Here is a 16,591-nt window from a genome sequence, read left to right as displayed (position 1 = left end):
AGACCGCTAATCCTAGCGGAGCAGCCCTGAAATTGCATCCGCTATGCGGCCTAACGTATAAGCTTTGTTCGCCGGGATGCTGAGGCGACACAGGGAGAAGTGGATGCGCTGGGTTTTAAACCTGTTGATACTGTACATCGGCCAGCTTACGGCAAATGAGCTACCGCCTATGCGCTTTGCCGTTGCCGATAGCTGGACCATGCCGTTGGTCCACATCGAGAACAACCAACCGGTCGACGGCATCATGTTTGACATGATGAATGCGTTGGCCGTGCACACCGGACATCGCGCCGAGTTTGTGGTGATCCCCCGCTTGCGCCTGCCAATGGCCATGGAGCGTGGCAGCGTAGACGTGCGCTGCTTTGTCATGCCGGCCTGGGCCGACGATGCACACAACAACTACAGCTGGAGCCAGCCACTGTTCAAACAGCGCGACCTCCTGGTTACCCTGAACCCAAAAACGGTGCCCACAAACCTGGCACAAATGCCTCGGCAGGCTATCGGCACCGTACTTGGCTTCAAATATCCTGTGCTGCAGCCACAATTCGATAATGGCCACTTCGAGCGCGATGATGCGCGCAACCAGCTGCAAGTGCTGCAGAAGCTCCAGGCCGGTCGCTACAGCTACGCGGTGAGCAGCCAGCTGAGCCTGGACTGGTTCAATCGACAACTCCCCGCCGAGCAGCGCCTGAAAGGCTTGGCGGTACTGGAAGAGCAACAATTGGGGTGCATGGTACTCAACGCCCCGCCTGTCCCTACACAAACCGTGCTGCGGGCATTGGCGCAAATGAAGCAGTCGGGAGAAATCGAGCGAATTTTCCAGCGCTACGGCAGCCAGCCCACCTCGCCCCTACCCCCCAACTGACGCAGCTCACGCCGCAAACACAGAAAACCCCAATCCCGACAGGTACAAGCCCAGGCCAAATATCGTGTGCGTTACCAGACTGCGCAGACAATTGCACAACGGCGTCGGTGTTTTCGAGGCCGCGAACCCTGCCCCCATCGCCGGCTGCATGATGCACAGTGGCGCCACCACCGAACCCACACCCACGACCAGGGCGGGCCACAGCAGCGGCGACTGCAACCAATCGCTACCACAAGCTGCCAGCAACAAGGCAGCGAACAGCACACCGATGGCGTAGTGGATGATCCAGCCCCACATAAGCTCGGCACGAACCGGCTGGGCCTTGGCAATGGCAACATGACGCAATCTACCTTGCAGCAGATGCCCCGCCCAACGCCCTACCATGGCGAAATTAAGCGTAGGCACCCCAAGACGCCTAAGCACCATCGCCCAGAGATCGATGAGCAGCGTGGCCCCGGCACCGATCACTAAGCTTGCGATAACAAAAGTGGAGATAGGCATGTGAAACCCTCGCGCTATTGACGTCATGAAACCTGCCACGCAGCATAGAAGTTGAAGTCAACTTCAAGTCAAGGGTCAGACATGGACATTGCCGACGTCGCCAAACGCACCGGAGTTCCCGCTTCGACATTGCGTTATTACGAGAAAAAAGGGCTGATCACCTCACTGGCAGCCCCGGGTCAGCGACGCCAATTCGCCGCCGATGTCATCGAGCGCCTGGCGTTGATTTCACTGGGGCAGGCGTCCGGCTTTTCCCTGGACGAAGTGAGCAGCATGCTGATCCACCTGCGCGTCGATCGACAGATGCTGGTGGCAAAGGCCGAAGAACTCGAAGCCAGCGCTAGACGTCTGCAAGCGATGAGCAAAGGCCTGCGCCATGCAGCTCAATGTCCGCAAGAGGATCATTTGAACTGCCCGACGTTTCAGCGCTTGTTAAAGGTGTCAGCCGCAGGCGCGTTGCCTAACGCGAAGCTGAAATCCAATATCAGTGGTCAGGGAAGTACAGGCGGCTAAGAAGGGGCTCGCACCCTAGATTTAGAGTCTTGAGTGCGAGCAATAAGTGCCTACTCGTATAACGAGATGGTTCCCTTCAGCTGCTCTGCAAATCCGTAGATATCATCCAAAGACGCGATTGGATGGCGTGTCTCGTTTTTCTCAGCATCGAAGATGCCTATGTACTTCTGACTACGATTGAAGTGAAGTCGGCAAATCGGCTTGCGGTTGTTGTCATCAAGCAGAACACCGAAGTAACTTTGAGTATCGCGATGAAAGATTCGTTTGGCGTCTACAACCGCCCTGACTATCGCCTTGACGATATGGAAGCCCTCCAACTCATCAAGTGTCGTTTGGACTCGATCTTCCCCAGCGTCCTCAGCCAACTCGCTTTCCGCAGCAGGCTGGACAGCAGCCATAGCATATGAGGGCTCAACAGCCCCGCTCATTGCGGACTTTAGGCGATCATTGACTTGATCACCCAGGAACTGAATTGCTGCCTTCCGGGTCAAGGTAGTAAATTGCTCCCGAACCTTCTGCGTAATGATCCCGTCATAAACACGAGTAGCGAAGAACTTCACAAAGTCATCACTGGGCTGACTGAACTGGGTAGCCATCTCTTTCTTGATCTGCCCAACGTACTTAAGTTCGCCAGCAGCGCTGATGATCGAATCAACGTCGAATGCAGATTTGGTCAGCTTCTGAAGCTCAGGTAGAGCATGCTCATCGATGTCCAGAAGGTCCAACTCCAAGAAGGGCTTCTCATCCATCTTGTTGGGAGCATCGAGGTCAGTGAAGAAGCGGTATACCTGACCGTTAGTGAGGATCGAGATGCGAGCACTGGTAACGTGGAAATACCGGAAGAGCTGGCTGGCGTGATTGATGTGCAGCGGCTCTCCGATCTTCTTACACTCAATCAGAATCTGGATTTCGCCATTCTTCATGATGGCGTAGTCAATCTTCTCGCCCTTCTTCGTCCCCACATCGCAGACGTATTCTGGCGTCACCTCAGAAGGGTCGAAGACATCGTAACCCAGGACGGAGTTGATGAAGGGCATGACAAAAGCGATCTTGGTCGCCTCTTCCGTCTGGATTGCTGGACCTTGCTGGCGGATTTTGGCTGATAACGCGTTCAGTCGCTCTACGAATTCCATATCTCGCTCCTCGCTCAGATGCCACATCCTAGTAGCAGCCGGCAGTACTGGCAATTGCAAATCACGCCAGGCCAAACACCGGCAATCAGCAGATGCGCGAGGGACGCTCAATGCCAGGATCAAGCCGATGAAAAAGCCTATTGGAGAGAGGGTCGGAGAAAACTAGAATACTAGGCAGAGTGCACCACTTAGGTGATCCCAGACGCTGTTCCAATTCGAGTTTTCTTAAGCGAGAGATCCTTGTAGAACCAAGGACTTAGAGATAGGTGGCGACCCCACCAGCCACACCCCGGCACACAATGTTCCCGCTGTGGCTGCTTCCTTCCGGATCTGACCAGGTTCACGGGTAATCGTTGCGGGGGGACCGATGGGGTCACCATAACGCAGCTCATCTGGCGACGAGCCGCGCCATTGTACCGGCATCAAGTGAAGATACAACCATTAATTCAAAAAAAACCATCGCCACTCAATGACTTGGCTCGTTTTCGTGGGTGGCGAGGCAACCCTCACACCGCGCTCATGGCGTCTGGCGAGCAATCCGCATGTGGATAAAGTGCAGCTTGGCCACCACCGGCTTGCTCAACACGAAGGGATAAAAATCCGCCTGTCCCATGCTGCGTGACAGTTCGTTAAGCATCGCCGAGAGTTCGACCCAGGCATTGAGAAATGCCAGGAAGCGATCCGCGCTGGGGTCGTCTGGGCAATACAGGTCTTCATGCTGGAACGGTGGATAGTCAAGGTCCAGACTTTTAGCGTTCATGCCCAGGGCCAAGGCGGTATCGAGAGCATCGCTCATGTGCAGGTAGTGGGCCCAGGTTTCCGCCCAGTCTTCCCATGGGTGCATGGTTGCGTAGGCGCTGACATGGGCTTGCGCCCAATCTGCGGGCGCGCCTTGCTGATAATGACGCTCAAGCGCCTCGGCGTAGTTCAGGCGCTCATCACCGAACAAGGCGCGAAAATCTTCCAACCAGTCTGCTTGGGCAATCAAGCGATCCCAGTAGTAGTGGCCGACTTCGTGGCGCATATGGCCCAGCAAGGTTCGATAGGGTTCATGCAACTGCACCCGCACCCGCTCGCGCCAGTCATCGTCGGCCTCACGCACATCCAGGGTGATCAGCCCATCGGCGTGACCCGTGGTAGGCGCATTGCCCTCCAGGTCGACGCCAATGAAGTCGAACGCCAAGCCTTGTGTGTGGATGGCGCTTTTCGGCGTAACTGTAAGCCCCAGGTCCAGCAGTTGCGCGACCAGGCGCCGCTTGGCCATCTCCAGCTTGCACCAGCGCGCAGGGTTGTTGGCAATAGACAGGTCAGGAAGCGTTTGAGTCAAGCGACAAGCCAGGCACAAACTGTGCGGCTCATCAGCACTCAGTAGCCAATTGCAGGCCGCCGGGGTATCGAGATTAGCACACCGGCGCTGAGCGCCCGCCTCAGGCGCACCATCGAGTAGCCAGAGGCCTTCACCAGCACCCGCCGACAGGCTGCTGATCTGATGGTCTGGCGGCCAAAAACCCAACGCGGCCTGACACGCCAGACAACGGCTGTTGCGAAAAAATACCGACTGCCCGCAACGGCATTGCCAAACCCTTGCCGCGCGCTGTTCACGACCGGCTAGTACGGCGGCGATCCTGCCGCTCAATTGCTCGAAAAAACGGTACATGATGGCCCTCCTGGCTACTCTCAGGACTAGACCACAGGTACCGCCACGAGTTTCTACGCTTACACAGCAATTCCCTGCTCGGTCAGGAAGGTCACGAATGCATCTTCATCCAACACCTTCAGACCCAGCTCGTTGGCCTTGGCCAACTTGGAGCCGGCACCGGGCCCAGCGACCACACAGTGAGTCTTGGCCGACACCGAACCGGCCACCTTGGCACCCAGGCTTTCGAGCTTGTCCTTGGCAATATCGCGGCTCATGCGCTCCAGCGAGCCAGTCAACACCCAGGTCTGACCAGCCAGCGGCAAGCCGGCAGCAACCTTTTTCTCACTCGTCCAATGCATGCCAAAGTCACGCAACTGCGCTTCGATGGCCAAGGCCAGCGCCGCGTTTGCCGGCACCTGGAAATAATTGCGCACTGCCTCCGCCTGCTTGGCAGCCAATGCCTGACGTAAGTCGATACCGTCGGCAGCGATGATCTTCTCCAGGCTGTCGAGCTTGGCCACCAGCTTCTCGGCGCCCGTCGGCCCTACCGAAGGAATATCCAGTTTGGCGATCAAGCCGGCCAGGGTAGTGCTTGCAGCGAACTCCGCCGCCAACTCGCCTTCATCCTGCAATTGCAGTCCACGCTCAAGCAATTGCGCAATGACGGTGCGGTTGTGCTCGTCTTCAAAGAAGCTGTGAATCTCATGCGCCACTTCCAGGCCAATATCCGGCAAGTAAGTGAGTACCTGCGGCAATGCCGCCATAACCCGCTGCAACGAGCCCAGAGAGCGCGCTAGCACCTTGGCTGTCTCTTCGCCTACATCAGGAATGCCGAGGGCATAGATGAAGCGTGCCAGGCCAGGCTGTTTGCTGGCGGCTATGGCTGCCAGCAGATTCTTGCTCGACAGTTCGGCAAATCCTTCCAGGTCGACAATCTGCTCGAACGTCAGCTGATAGAGGTCTGCCGGAGAACGAATCAGGCCTTCATCCACCAGTTGTTCGACGCTTTTTTCGCCAAGACCCTCAATATCCATGGCCCGTCGCGAAACGTAGTGAATGATCGCCTGCTTGAGTTGCGCGGCACAGGCCAGGCGGCCCACACAACGGTACACCGCACCCTCACTGACGGTTTCCTTGCCTTTGCTGCGTTTGATCAGTTGGGTGCGCTCAACCTGGGAACCACATACCGGGCACTGCGTGGGTATGTGCACGGGACGCGCATGGTCCGGACGTCGATCGGTCACAACCTGCATGACCTGCGGGATCACGTCGCCCGCGCGGCGAATGATAACCGTGTCGCCGATCATCAGGCCCAGGCGCGCCACTTCGTCCATGTTGTGCAATGTCGCGTTGGAGACCGTAACACCAGCCACCTTCACTGGTTTCAGCCGAGCTACCGGAGTTACCGCGCCGGTGCGACCTACCTGGAATTCAACATCCAGCACTTCAGTCAGCTCTTCCATTGCCGGGAACTTGTGGGCAATGGCCCAACGCGGTTCGCGGGCACGAAAACCCAACTCGCGCTGGGAAGCCAGGCTGTTGACCTTGAACACGACGCCATCGATCTCGTAAGGCAGGTCGTTACGACGCGCACCGATATCGCGGTAGTACGCCAAGCACTCGGCCACGCCTGCGGCATGACGCAGCTCGCGACTGATCGGCAAGCCCCAGGCCTTGAGCTGCTCGAGGGTACCGATGTGTGTATCAGCAAGTGGCGCCGAAACCTGGCCCAAGCCATAGCAGCAGAATTCCAGCGGGCGGCTGGCGGTGATCTTCGAATCCAACTGGCGCAAACTGCCCGCCGCGGCGTTGCGCGGGTTGGCGAAGGTCTTGGCGCCCGCCTCGATCTGCGCCAGGTTCAGGCGCTCGAACCCGGCCTTGGACATGTACACCTCACCGCGCACTTCCAGCACGGCAGGCCAGCCCTCGCCTTGTAGCTTCAGGGGAATGTTGCGCACGGTACGAACATTGACGCTGATGTCTTCGCCCGTGGTGCCATCACCTCGGGTGGCGCCCTGCACCAGTTGCCCGTCGCGATACAGCAGACTGACAGCCAGGCCATCGAGTTTGGGCTCACAGCTGTAGTCCACTGCCGCTGCATCACCGAACAGGTCGCCTGCTGGCAGGTCCAGACCCTCGACCACGCGCCGGTCGAACTCACGCAGGTCGTTCTCCTCGAAGGCGTTGCCCAGGCTGAGCATCGGTACTTCGTGGCGCACCTGACTGAATGCCGACAATGCCGCACCGCCGACCCGCTGAGTCGGCGAGTCAGGCGTTACCAGCTCAGGGTGCTCGGCCTCCAGTGCCTTGAGTTCATTGAACAGACGGTCGTACTCGGCGTCCGGAACGCTGGGCTCATCAAGCACATAGTAGCGATGGTTGTGCTGGTCGAGCTCGGCACGCAGTTCAAGGATTCGGGATTCGGCGGTCATTTTCATATTCTCTTGCAAAGCAAAAGAGCAGCCTGGGCTGCTCTTGCGTGTTCGGGGCGGGCCTTCGGGGCCTTATCACGGGGCAAGCCCGCTCCTACCTACAGGAGTGGGCTTGCCCTGCGATGCCTTAGCGTTTCTGGGTCAGGGCGCGACGCTCGAACTCGACAATGCGCTGACGGTAATGCTCGATGGTCTGGGCAGTCATTACACTGCGCTGATCATCTTTAAGCTCGCCATTGAGCTCGTGGGCCAGCTTACGCGCCGCAGCCACCATGACATCGAAGGCTTGCTTGGGATGACGCGGGCCTGGCAGCCCCAGGAAAAAGCTTACCGCGCGGGTGCTGAAATGGTCGATGTCATCCAGGTCGAACACGCCTGGCTTAACGGCGTTGGCCATCGAGAACAGGACTTCACCATTACCGGCCATGCTTTCGTGACGGTGGAAAATATCCATTTCACCGAAACGCAAACCGCTTTCCAGGATGTTCTGCAGCAGTGCCGGACCTTTGAAGCCGCCTTCATCACGGGAGATCACACTGATCACCAGCACCTCTTCAACCGGTGGCAGATCGCGCGCTTCACTGGTGCCAAAGGCAGTCCCGGTACTGCGAGTTTCATCGGGAAAGTCATCGTCGACGCTAGCGAACAGATCCGGCTCGCGCTCACGCGGCTCAGCCGCCAGGTTCAGGTCGCCCTGATGCGGTTCGTTGCCACGCTTGCGCTTGGAGGCTTTAGGCTTGCTGCTGGTGTCACGCTCGCGCCCCGCACTCATCGACGGCAAATCGTGCTCATCCAGCTCAGGCTCCTGATGGGTGTCCAATACCCGTGGCGAGCCGATTACCTCGGCGCTGCTGTCGTCATCCGGCGCATTGGAAAAGCTGCGATCCAGGCGAAATTTCAGCTTGCCCTTGCCGCCGCGCATACGGCGCCAGCCGTCAAAAAGAATACCGGCAATGACAATTATGCCGATGACGATCAGCCACTCGCGCAGACCGATTTCCATGTAATCCTGTGCCTCTGTAAAAAATGCTGAAAAATAAAGGGTTTAAACCCCTTTAAAACGTGGCGCCAACTCTATGTTCTGACAGGCGTTTTACCCACGCAAAAAATAAGTGACATTAAGCTAGCACGACCAAAGATAACTTTACACCGTCTGTCGCAACTGACAGGGCCATTTACCTCAGGTTCAGGCCTTATCGCCTCGAATCAGGCGTCGACCATAGCCATCGCCTCCTCCACATCCACAGCTACGAGACGAGAGCAACCCGGCTCGTGCATGGTAACCCCCATCAACTGGTCCGCCATCTCCATGGCGATCTTGTTGTGGGTGATATAGATGAACTGCACCGTCTCACTCATTTCCTTGACCAGTCGGGCATAGCGTCCGACGTTGGCATCGTCCAGCGGTGCATCGACTTCATCGAGCATGCAGAACGGTGCCGGATTCAATTTGAAAATGGCAAAAACCAGGGCCAGGGCAGTCAGCGCTTTCTCCCCGCCGGAGAGCAGGTGAATGGTGCTGTTCTTCTTGCCCGGTGGCCGCGCCATAATTGTCACCCCTGTATCGAGTAGATCTTCGCCCGTCAGTTCCAGATAAGCGCTGCCACCACCGAAAACTTTTGGGAAAAGTGCCTGTAATCCGGCATTTATCTGATCAAAGGTATCTTTGAAGCGGTTACGGGTTTCTTTGTCGATCTTGCGAATAACGTTTTCCAGGGTATCCAGAGCCTCGACCAGGTCATCATTCTGGGCATCGAGGTAGCGCTTGCGCTCTGACTGCTGCTGATACTCATCAATGGCCGCCAGGTTGATCGCACCCAAACGCTGGATGCGCGCATCGATGCGCTCCAACTCCTGCTCGGCCTCTTGTTCGCTAGCCGCTTCGTTCAAGGTCGCAAGCACCCCTTGCAGGTCATAACCATCGCTCTGCAGCTGTTCCTGAAGCGTGTTGCGCCGTACGTTCAAGCCCTGCCACTCAAGCCGGTGCTGCTCCAACTGACCGCGTAGTAATTGCGCTTGCTGCTCGGCCTGGGTTCGACGCTTTTCCACGTCGCGCAGCTCACGGTCGGCCTCATCCATGTGCAAGCGCGCCAAACGCATTTCGTCATCCACGCTCATGCGTTTTTCCAGCAGTTCCTCGAGCTTGAGGCGCAATTCCTCCAGAGGCGCTTCGCCCTCCTCAAGATTCAAGCTGAGCTGCTCGCGCTTTTGCGCCAGGCGCTCCGACTGCTGCTCCAGGCGCTCCAGGGCCTGACGAGTAGAGTCGTATTGGGTTCGCAATGACCCTAAGCGCACGGCTAACTGGTGGGCGTGATCCTTGTGCTGGCGAGCCTCCTGGCGCACCCGGTCGAGACGCTCGCGCAGGCTGTCACGCTGGGCCATGAGCAGCTCTCGCTGCTCGGTGTCCTGGGCCATCAGCTCCAGGGCATCCTGCAGTTGCAAGCGCGACTCACCGAGGTTTTCGCTTTCCAATGCTCGCTGTTCGAGCACTTCCGCAAGTTCTTCTTCCAGTCGCAGGCGCCGCAGGCTCAACTGCTCGGCCCGCGCCTTTACGGCGCTAAGGCGCGCATTGAGATCGCTCTGCTGACGCGCTTCGCCCTGAGTGTTACGTCGCAGCTGCTCGCGACGTTCTTCAAGTGCTTGCAGTTGTTCACGCTTGGTCTGAAGTTGCACATCCAGCAATTCCAGCGCCGCCTCCTGTTCCAGACGCTCAAGTGCCAATCGCTCCAACTCTTGCCCCCGGGCCAGCACACCACCCTGGGCATCGCTGGCGCGGCAGACCCGCAAAAAGTGATGCCCAAGCCAATAGCCGTCGCGGCTGACCAGGCTCTGGCCGTCTTTCAAGCTACCGCGCCGAGCCAGGGCCTGCTCCAGGCTTTCCACCGGCAACACCTGACCCAGCCAGGGTGCCAGATCGATCCGCCCTTCAACCTTGTCGAGCAAACTACCCGGTGCGCGCGCAGTGTCGGTGCTCGCTTCAAGCAACCGCAGATCACCCTGACGGAACGCTGCCAGATCAAGACCACTGAAGTCATCGACCAACACAGCCTGCAAATCGGCGCCCAGCACAGTTTCTACTGCCAGCTCCCAGCCCGGCGCTACACGCAGCCCCTCGGCCAGGCGCGGGCGCTGTTCCAGGCCTTGCTCACGCAACCATTGTGCGGTCCCGGCGTCAGGGTCTAACGCAGCTTGCTGCAAGGCTTCCAGCGAGGCCAGGCGCCCGCCCAGGCGCTGCAACTCGCCCTGCGCCTGCTGCTGTGCCTGGGTGGCCTGCTGCAGATGCTCACGTAAGGTTTCAGACTGCTCGATCACCTGCTGCTCTTGCAGTTGCAGGTCTTCCAGCACCAACTCGCTGGCAGCGACTTGCTCGCCCAGTTCGAGAATGGCGGCATCTTCGGGATCGGCGCTGAGCACGTCACGCTCTTCTGCCAATTTGCGCTGGCGCTCAGCCAGGCGTTCGAGAACTTGCTCGAGTTGCTGGATGCGAGCCTGCTGCACTTCGGCTTGTCGGCGTGGCTCGGCGGAACGGGTGTTGAAGCTATCCCACTGCTCCTGCCAGCCGTGCATGGTGGTTTCGGCTTCTTCCAAAGTAGCCGCCGACTCTTCAGCGGCGGCCAACGTCATTTCCTGCTCGGGCTCGAGCATTTGAAGCTCTTCGCCCAAGGTCGCCAGCAACGTCTGGTCATGGCCCAGGTGCGACTCGGTCTCCAGGCGCGAACGCTCGGCCTCCTTGAAGTCATCCTGCAATTGACGCAAACGTTGCTGGCCATGCTGGATACTTTGCTCGACGCGGGCGATATCGCCACCCACCGAATAAAAGCGCCCCTGCACCTGGCCGAAGCGTTCGGACAACTCATGATGGCCATCACGCAAGCGCTCGATATTGGCATCGGCATTGCGCTGCTCAGCCACCAAAGCTTCGAACGCCACTTCCTGATCACCGATCACCACTTCGCGTTGAGCAACCTGTTGATCCAGGGCCTGCCAGCGCAAGGCGGCCAGTTGCGCTTTGAGTTGGCGCTCCTCGGCTTTGTACTCTTTGTACTTCTCGGCGGCCTGGGCCTGGCGATGCAAGCGTTCAAGCTGACGCTCCAGCTCTTCACGCAGGTCAGTCAGACGCTCGAGGTTTTCATGGGTGCGACGGATACGGCTTTCGGTCTCGCGCCGGCGTTCTTTGTACTTGGAAATCCCTGCTGCTTCTTCAATGAAATTGCGCAAGTCTTCCGGCTTGGCTTCGATCAGCTTGGAGATCATCCCCTGCTCGATGATCGAGTAGCTTCGCGGACCCAGACCGGTGCCGAGGAAGATATCAGTGATATCGCGGCGCCGACATTTGGTACCGTTCAGGTAGTAAGTGTTCTGTGCGTCGCGGGTCACTTTGCGGCGAATGGAAATTTCCGCGTAAGCGGCATACTCCCCGACCAAGGTGCTGTCGGAATTGTCGAACACCAGCTCGATGCTGGCCTGGCTCACTGGCTTGCGACTGGTGGAGCCGTTGAAGATGACGTCGGTCATCGACTCGCCGCGCAGGTTTTTTGCCGAACTTTCGCCCATCACCCAGCGCACCGCATCGATGATGTTGGATTTGCCGCAGCCGTTGGGCCCGACGACCGCCGCCATGTTACTGGGGAAGTTGACTGTGGTGGGGTCGACGAACGACTTGAACCCGGCCAGGCGAATGCACTTGAGGCGCATGCTCAGGCAGACGCCAATGCCGCCAGCACCAGCTCGCAGCTGCGCTGGCAATATTCAGTCAGCACCGTGCGAATGCGCACCAGATCACGCGCAACGACGGCTTCCAGCAGGCTGGCGAACAACGCAAGAAAGTCGTTCATCTCAGCCTTGCGCTGATCCAGCGCCAGGTAATAGGCGCGGCTCATGGCCGGGTGCAAGTTCTCTACGGTTTCTTCCAGATAGGGGTTGTTGGCAAACGGATAGGCAGCACGCATGACCGAAAAGCTTTCTTCAACGAATACCTTGATGTCCTGACGCTCCAAGGCAACGGTAAGGCGCTGCTGAATATTCAAAAAGGCCAGCAAGTCGCGCTCTACCTGCCAGTTCTGCGCTACTGCATTGCCGAGCAGAATGTAGAGTTCACCCATGAGGTTGCACAGGCTGCGCACCCCGTGCTCATCGAGCTCGGTCACATGCGCACCACGGCGCGGCAGGATAGTTACCAGGTGCCGTCGCTCAAGGATCAGGAGTGCTTCGCGCACTGAACCACGACTGACGTTCAAAGCCTGGGTGACCTTTTGCTCCTGAATACGCTCGGCAGGCTTGAGCTCACCGCGAATGATGCGGTCGGCGAGGTAGTGGGCAATTTGCTCGGAGAGGCTGTCCGGAGCCTTGAACGTCATGGTTTTCCTTCAAAATCATTGAACAGTGCAAAGGGCGCAATTGTAGCGCACTTGCCTCTGCGCCGCGCAGGGGCCTGCAGCGAGAAGTTGGCATAAATGAAGCAAAAAACTGTCCAACGTCACAACCAACTATGCTCAATAGAGGAGCGCCTGAGGTGGTCGGAAACATTGCGTAATTTTTCCTGACCCAAAAGTCAGAAAATTGTTGACCTAAAAATCAAGTCTGCTTACAGTCCGCTCAACAACAATAAACCGCGTGTGAGGCCTTCCGTGATCCAGTTTCTACTTAACCAGGAGCTGCGCAGTGAGCATGCCCTGGATCCCAACCTGACGGTGCTGCAATACCTGCGCGAGCACCTGGGCAAGTCCGGTACCAAGGAAGGCTGCGCCAGCGGCGATTGCGGCGCCTGCACCGTGGTAGTAGGCGAATTGGCCGCAGACGACAGCGGCCGCGAACTCATTCGCTACCGCAGCCTGAACTCGTGCCTGACTTTCGTCTCGTCCCTGCACGGTAAACAACTGATCAGCGTCGAAGGTCTCAAGCACCAAGGTCAGTTGCACAGCGTGCAACAGGCTATGGCCGATTGCCACGGTTCTCAGTGTGGCTTCTGTACGCCTGGTTTTGTCATGTCGCTGTTTGCCCTGCAAAAGAACAGCGATGCACCGGACCTGCACAAGGCCCAGGAAGCACTGGCTGGCAACCTTTGCCGCTGCACTGGCTATCGCCCAATTCTCGCCGCGGCCGAGCAATCCTGCTGCCAGGCCAAGCCTGACCAGTTCGATAGCAACCAAAGCCAGACCATCGCTCGCCTCAAAGCCATTGCGCCAAGCGAAACCGGTGAGCTCAACAGTGGCGACAAGCGCTGCCTGGTGCCGCTGACCGTGGCCGATCTCGCCGACCTCTACGGATCGCATCCGGAGGCCCGCCTGCTCGCGGGCGGCACCGACCTAGCGCTGGAAGTGACTCAATTTCACAAAACCTTGCCGGTGATGATCTATGTTGGCAACGTCGCCGAACTCAAACGCATCGACAGCTTCGACGAGCACCTGGAGATCGGTGCTGCCACCCCGTTGACCGATTGTTATGACGCGTTGAGTCGCGAGTACCCGGACTTCGGTGAACTGCTGCACCGCTTTGCCTCCCTGCAAATCCGCAACCAGGGCACCTTGGGTGGCAATATTGGCAATGCTTCGCCGATTGGCGACTCCCCACCCCTGTTGATTGCCCTCGATGCGCAAATTGTCCTGCGCAAGGGCGACAGCTCTCGCACCCTGGCGCTGGAAGACTATTTCATCGACTACCGCATCACCGCACGCCAGGAAAGCGAGTTCATTGAGAAGATCATTGTGCCGCGCGCCCGCAGTGCCTGGACGTTCCGTGCCTACAAGGTGTCCAAGCGCCTGGATGACGATATTTCTGCCGTCTGCGCCGCGTTCAATCTGCGTATCGAAAACGGTGTGGTCGAAGCTGCGCGCATAGCCTTCGGTGGCATGGCTGCTATCCCCAAGCGCGCCCGCGCCTGCGAGGCGGCACTGATCGGCAAAGCCTGGAACTCGTCCAGCATCGAGCGCGCCTGCCAGGCCCTGGCTGAAGACTTCACCCCGCTGTCGGACTTCCGCGCCAGCAAGGAATATCGCCTGCTCAGCGCACAGAACCTGCTGCGCAAATACTTCATCGAATTGCAAACGCCGCACATCGAGACTCGGGTGACCGCTTATGTCTAACCATCACGTCGCCAAAAGCCAGGCGCAAATGGCCGAACTGTTCAGCCAGGACCTGACCACCGGTGTCGGTCGCAGCCTCAAGCATGACAGCGCCGACAAACATGTGTCCGGCGAAGCAATGTATATCGACGACCGGCTGGAGTTCCCTAACCAGTTGCACGTCTACGCGCGCTTGTCCGATCGCGCCCACGCTCGGGTCCTGAGTATCGACACCAGCCCCTGCTATGCCTTTGAGGGTGTGCGTATTGCCATCACTCATGAGGACATCCCCGGCCTTAAGGACATCGGCCCGTTGCTGCCCGGTGATCCGCTGCTGGCTATCGACAAGGTGGAGTTCGTCGGGCAACCGGTGGTTGCCGTTGCCGCGCGCGACCTGGATACCGCACGTCGTGCGGCAATGGCCGCCATCATCGAATACGAAGACCTGGAGCCGGTGCTGGATGTCGTTGAAGCGCTGCGCAAGAAACACTTCGTGCTCGACAGCCACACCCATCAGCGCGGCGACTCGGTGAGCGCCCTGGCCAGCGCCCCGCACCGCGTGCAAGGCACCTTGCACATTGGCGGTCAGGAACACTTCTATCTGGAAACCCAGATTTCCTCGGTGATGCCTACCGAAGACGGCGGGATGATCGTTTACTGCTCCACTCAGAACCCCACCGAAGTACAGAAGCTGGTTGCCGAAGTCCTCGACGTGTCGATGAACAAGATCGTCGTCGACATGCGCCGCATGGGTGGCGGCTTTGGCGGCAAGGAAACCCAGGCCGCAAGCCCGGCCTGCCTGTGTGCTGTCATCGCTCGCCTGACCGGCCAGCCAACCAAGATGCGCCTGCCGCGGGTCGAAGACATGCTGATGACCGGCAAGCGTCACCCTTTTTACATCGAGTACGACGTCGGCTTTGACGACAGCGGTCGCCTGCATGGGATCAACTTCGACCTGGCCGGTAACTGCGGTTGCTCGCCTGACCTGTCGGCCTCGATCGTCGACCGCGCCATGTTCCATTCCGACAACGCCTACTACCTCGGCGATGCCACTATCCATGGCCACCGCTGCAAGACCAATACCGCCTCCAACACGGCCTATCGCGGCTTTGGCGGTCCGCAAGGCATGGTCGCCATCGAAGAGGTGATGGATCATATCGCTCGCCATCTTGCCGTTGATCCGCTGGCTGTGCGCAAGGCCAACTACTACGGCAAGACCGATCGCAACGTCACCCACTACTACCAGACCGTCGAGCACAACATGCTCGAGGAAATCACCGCGGAGCTGGAAGCCAGCAGTGACTACCAGCAGCGTCGCGAGTCCATCCGCCGCTTCAACGCCAACAGCCCAATTCTGAAAAAAGGCCTGGCGCTGACACCGGTAAAATTCGGCATCTCGTTCACCGCCAGCTTTCTCAACCAGGCCGGCGCACTGGTGCACATCTACACCGACGGCAGCATTCACTTGAACCACGGCGGCACCGAGATGGGCCAAGGCCTCAACACCAAGGTTGCCCAGGTGGTTGCCGAAGTATTCCAGGTCGACTTCGAGCGTATCCAGATCACCGCGACCAACACTGACAAAGTGCCCAACACCTCCCCCACCGCGGCCTCCAGCGGCGCTGACCTGAACGGCAAGGCGGCGCAGAACGCTGCCGAAATTCTCAAGAAGCGCCTGACTGAATTTGCCGCTCGTCACTACAAGGTCAGCGAAGAGGACGTCGAGTTTCGCAATGGCCATGTGCGCGTGCGTGACGAAATTCTCAGCTTCGAAGCACTGGTACAGCAGGCCTATTTCGCTCAGGTATCGTTGTCCAGCACAGGTTTTTACAAGACCCCGAAGATCTTCTACGACCGCAGCCAGGCCCGCGGCCGCCCATTCTATTACTTCGCGTTCGGCGCCGCGTGTGCCGAAGTGATCGTCGACACCCTGACTGGCGAATACAAGATGCTGCGCACCGACATCCTCCACGATGTCGGCGCTTCGCTTAACCCGGCCATCGACATTGGCCAGGTCGAAGGTGGCTTTATTCAGGGCATGGGCTGGCTGACCACCGAAGAACTGGTATGGAACGCCAAGGGCAAGTTGATGACCAACGGCCCGGCCAGCTACAAGATCCCGGCGGTGGCCGACATGCCAATAGACCTGCGGGTCAAGCTGGTGGAGAACCGCAAGAACCCGGAAGACACCGTTTTCCATTCCAAGGCTGTCGGCGAACCGCCGTTCATGCTGGGGATCGCTGCCTGGTGCGCGATCAAGGACGCCGTGGCCAGCCTTGCCGACTACCGTGTGCAGCCGAAGGTCGACGCCCCGGCTACACCTGAGCGGGTGCTGTGGGGTTGCGAGCAGATGCGCAAGGTGGTGGCGGCGCAGCAGCCGGCTACCGAGGTCGAGACCGTCACACCGTAAGGTGATATCACGGGCAATTGAGCTCCCACCTTGTGGG

General features: G+C 58.7%; 11 protein-coding genes and 1 other RNA gene. 4 read left to right on the top strand and 8 right to left on the bottom strand.

Annotated elements, in window-relative coordinates; genetic code table 11:
• The first annotated feature begins 103 nt into the window (after positions 1-103).
• On the top strand, positions 104-865 hold the full coding sequence (locus V0R60_RS07610) for a substrate-binding periplasmic protein (RefSeq protein ID WP_330079327.1): 762 nt from the start codon (positions 104-106) through the stop codon (positions 863-865).
• 6 nt (positions 866-871) lie between these two features.
• Here V0R60_RS07610 and V0R60_RS07605 read toward each other — a convergent pair whose 3' ends face one another.
• Positions 872-1,366: a DUF2938 domain-containing protein gene (locus tag V0R60_RS07605; protein ID WP_330079326.1), complete on the bottom strand. Its 495-nt coding sequence runs from the start codon at positions 1,364-1,366 to the stop codon at positions 872-874.
• 81 nt (positions 1,367-1,447) lie between these two features.
• Here V0R60_RS07605 and V0R60_RS07600 point away from each other — a divergent pair, with 81 nt between their 5' ends.
• Positions 1,448-1,879 carry a helix-turn-helix domain-containing protein gene (locus V0R60_RS07600; protein ID WP_330079325.1) on the top strand — a complete coding sequence of 144 codons (432 nt, stop codon included), beginning with the start codon at positions 1,448-1,450 and terminating at the stop codon, positions 1,877-1,879.
• Between the two features lie 50 nt (positions 1,880-1,929).
• Here the strand turns inward: V0R60_RS07600 and V0R60_RS07595 are convergent, their stop codons facing one another.
• The 7 genes from V0R60_RS07595 to V0R60_RS07565 all read right to left on the bottom strand — a co-directional run bounded on the left by V0R60_RS07595 (position 1,930) and on the right by V0R60_RS07565 (position 12,440).
• Complete coding sequence (locus tag V0R60_RS07595; RefSeq protein WP_330079324.1) at positions 1,930-3,012, bottom strand: type I restriction endonuclease; 1,083 nt, start codon at positions 3,010-3,012, stop codon at positions 1,930-1,932.
• 273 nt (positions 3,013-3,285) lie between these two features.
• Positions 3,286-3,382: signal recognition particle sRNA small type (gene ffs, locus V0R60_RS07590), an RNA gene on the bottom strand.
• Between the two features lie 147 nt (positions 3,383-3,529).
• Positions 3,530-4,669, bottom strand: a complete 1,140-nt coding sequence (locus V0R60_RS07585) for a zinc-binding metallopeptidase family protein (RefSeq protein ID WP_330079323.1) — start codon at positions 4,667-4,669, stop codon at positions 3,530-3,532.
• 59 nt (positions 4,670-4,728) lie between these two features.
• Positions 4,729-7,083 carry an NAD-dependent DNA ligase LigA gene (gene ligA, locus V0R60_RS07580; RefSeq protein ID WP_330079322.1) on the bottom strand — a complete coding sequence of 785 codons (2,355 nt, stop codon included), beginning with the start codon at positions 7,081-7,083 and terminating at the stop codon, positions 4,729-4,731.
• Positions 7,084-7,210: 127 nt separating this feature from the next.
• Positions 7,211-8,086 carry a cell division protein ZipA gene (gene zipA, locus V0R60_RS07575; protein WP_330079321.1) on the bottom strand — a complete coding sequence of 292 codons (876 nt, stop codon included), beginning with the start codon at positions 8,084-8,086 and terminating at the stop codon, positions 7,211-7,213.
• Between the two features lie 203 nt (positions 8,087-8,289).
• Positions 8,290-11,778 (bottom strand): chromosome segregation protein SMC, encoded by a 3,489-nt coding sequence (gene smc / locus V0R60_RS07570; protein ID WP_330079320.1) that lies wholly within the window; start codon positions 11,776-11,778, stop codon positions 8,290-8,292.
• Between the two features lie 2 nt (positions 11,779-11,780).
• Positions 11,781-12,440, bottom strand: coding sequence for a GntR family transcriptional regulator (locus V0R60_RS07565; protein WP_330079319.1), 660 nt, complete (start codon positions 12,438-12,440; stop codon positions 11,781-11,783).
• A 270-nt stretch (positions 12,441-12,710) separates the two neighbouring features.
• On the opposite strand from V0R60_RS07565, the gene xdhA reads away from it, so the two are divergent.
• Both xdhA and xdhB read left to right on the top strand, forming a co-directional pair.
• Positions 12,711-14,165: a xanthine dehydrogenase small subunit gene (gene xdhA, locus V0R60_RS07560; RefSeq protein WP_330079318.1), complete on the top strand. Its 1,455-nt coding sequence runs from the start codon at positions 12,711-12,713 to the stop codon at positions 14,163-14,165.
• A complete protein-coding gene (xdhB, locus tag V0R60_RS07555) occupies positions 14,158-16,554 on the top strand; it encodes a xanthine dehydrogenase molybdopterin binding subunit (RefSeq protein ID WP_330079317.1) in 2,397 nt (798 codons plus the stop codon). Before xdhA ends, xdhB begins: the two co-directional genes overlap by 8 nt.
• The last annotated feature ends 37 nt before the right edge of the window (positions 16,555-16,591 follow it).

The sequence above is a fragment of the Pseudomonas auratipiscis genome (genome assembly GCF_036324085.1).
GTDB classification, from domain to species: Bacteria; Pseudomonadota; Gammaproteobacteria; order Pseudomonadales; family Pseudomonadaceae; genus Aquipseudomonas; species Aquipseudomonas auratipiscis.
The sequence above is the reverse complement of the archived record's forward strand: the minus strand, read 5'-3'. Positions and strand labels throughout refer to the sequence as shown.